3 protein-coding genes are annotated in these 1,931 nt (G+C 65.5%); all 3 read left to right on the forward strand.

Annotated elements, in window-relative coordinates; genetic code table 11:
- Position 1 precedes the first annotated feature (1 nt).
- The 3 genes from nusG (at position 2) to rplA (ending at position 1,929) form a co-directional block, all read left to right on the forward strand.
- The gene (nusG, locus tag VGB60_RS07400; protein WP_331037627.1) at positions 2-526 is read left to right on the forward strand and encodes a transcription termination/antitermination protein NusG; all 525 of its coding nucleotides are present in this window, start codon (positions 2-4) and stop codon (positions 524-526) included.
- Between the two features lie 277 nt (positions 527-803).
- The gene (gene rplK / locus VGB60_RS07405) at positions 804-1,235 is read left to right on the forward strand and encodes a 50S ribosomal protein L11 (RefSeq protein ID WP_331037628.1); all 432 of its coding nucleotides are present in this window, start codon (positions 804-806) and stop codon (positions 1,233-1,235) included.
- A gap of 4 nt (positions 1,236-1,239) precedes the next feature.
- A complete protein-coding gene (rplA, locus tag VGB60_RS07410) occupies positions 1,240-1,929 on the forward strand; it encodes a 50S ribosomal protein L1 (RefSeq protein ID WP_331037629.1) in 690 nt (229 codons plus the stop codon).
- The last annotated feature ends 2 nt before the right edge of the window (positions 1,930-1,931 follow it).

Here is a 1,931-nt window from a genome sequence, read left to right on the forward strand (position 1 = left end):
CATCGTCCACGCCTATTCGAACTTCGAGAAGAAGGTGGCGCAGCACCTGACCGATCAGGCGCGCCAGCAGGGTCTGGAAGACTGTTTCTCTGAAATCCTGGTGCCGACCGAGGACGTGGTCGAGATCCGCCGCGGCCGGAAAGTGAACTCCGAGCGCAAATTCTTCCCTGGCTATGTGCTGGTGAAGATGGAGATGACGGACGACGCCTACCACCTGGTCAAGAACACGCCGAAGGTCACCGGCTTCCTCGGCGCCGCCGGCGGCACCAAGCCGCTGCCGGTGTCGGAGCGCGAGGTCCAGAACATCATCGGCGCCGTGGAAGAGGGCGTCGAGCGTCCGAAGCCCACGATCCGCTTCGACATTGGCGAGACCGTCAAGGTCATCGACGGTCCGTTCGCCAGCTTCGACGGCCAGGTCGAGAGCGTCGACGAGGATGCGGCGCGACTGCGGGTCGCGGTGTCCATCTTCGGCCGTCCCACCCCGGTGGACCTCGAGTACAATCAGGTCGAGAAGAACGCGGGCTGACGTCCTGTCTCCTCCCCACGCAGTGGGGAGGGGGACCGCGAAGCGGTGGAGGGGTGAAAGCGGCTCGGCCCCCTCCGTCACGCCGCGAAGCCGCGCCGCGCCACCTCCCCATGGAATGGGGAGGAGACATGGTTTGCTTTCCCGCCCCTTATCCGCTAAACGCGCGCCTCGCTCTGAACAGGGCGGCGTGAGCAATCGCGCAAATCCGTGGGAGGCAGCCATGCCACGACCACGGCTCACCGGCCCGATTGATTTCGGGTCACCATAGGAGAGACCAATGGCCAAGAAAATTCTCGGCTACATCAAGCTGCAGGTGCCCGCGGGAACCGCCACGCCTTCGCCCCCGATCGGGCCGGCGCTGGGTCAACGCGGCGTCAACATCATGGGCTTCGTCAAGGAGTTCAACGCGCGCACGGAGAAGGAAGTGAAGGGCACGCCCCTGCCGACCGTGATCACGGTCTATCAGGACAAGAGCTTCACCTTCGTCACCAAGACCCCGCCCGCGACCCACTACATCAAGCAAGCCGCCGGGATCACGTCGGGCTCGAAGATGACCGGCCGCGAAGTGGCCGGCAAGATCAAGCGCAGCCAGCTGCGTGAGATCGCCGAAAAGAAGATGAAGGATCTGAACGCGAACGACCTGGACGCCGCGACCAAGATCATCGAAGGCTCGGCTCGCGCCATGGGCCTCAACGTCGTGGAGGGCTAAGCACATGGCCAAGCAAACCAAGCGCGTCAAAGCCCGCACCGGCGACACCGTCGCCCCGATGGCCTTCGCCGACGCCATCAAGGCCGTCAAGGACAACGCGACAGCCAAGTTCGACGAGTCGATCGAGATCGCCGTCAACCTCGGCGTCGATCCGCGTCACGCCGACCAGCAGGTCCGCGGCGTGGTCAACCTGCCGTCAGGCACGGGCCGTGACGTTCGCGTCGCCGTCTTCGCCAAGGACGCCAAGGCGGCCGAAGCCCTCGCGGCCGGCGCCGACATCGTGGGCGCCGAGGATCTGTACGAGAAGATCAACGGCGGCTTCACCGACTTCGACCGCGTCATCGCCTCGCCCGATATGATGGCCCTCGTCGGCCGTCTGGGTAAGGTGCTGGGCCCCCGCGGCCTGATGCCCAACCCCAAGGTCGGCACCGTGACCCCGAACGTCGCGCAAGCGGTCAAGGACGCCAAGGGCGGCGCGGTCGAGTTCCGCGTCGAGAAGGCCGGCATCGCTCATGGCGGCATCGGCAAGGCCTCCTTCACCCAGGAAGCCCTCGAAGCCAACGTAAAGGCCTATGTCGACGCCCTGCAGCGGGCCCGTCCGTCGGGCGCCAAGGGCACCTACGTCAAGCGCATCACCCTGTCCTCGACCATGGGACCGGGCTTCAAGATCGACCCGGCTTCGCTGAACGTCTGATC

This window comes from Brevundimonas sp., assembly GCF_036399195.1.
Taxonomy (GTDB): Bacteria; Pseudomonadota; Alphaproteobacteria; order Caulobacterales; family Caulobacteraceae; genus Brevundimonas.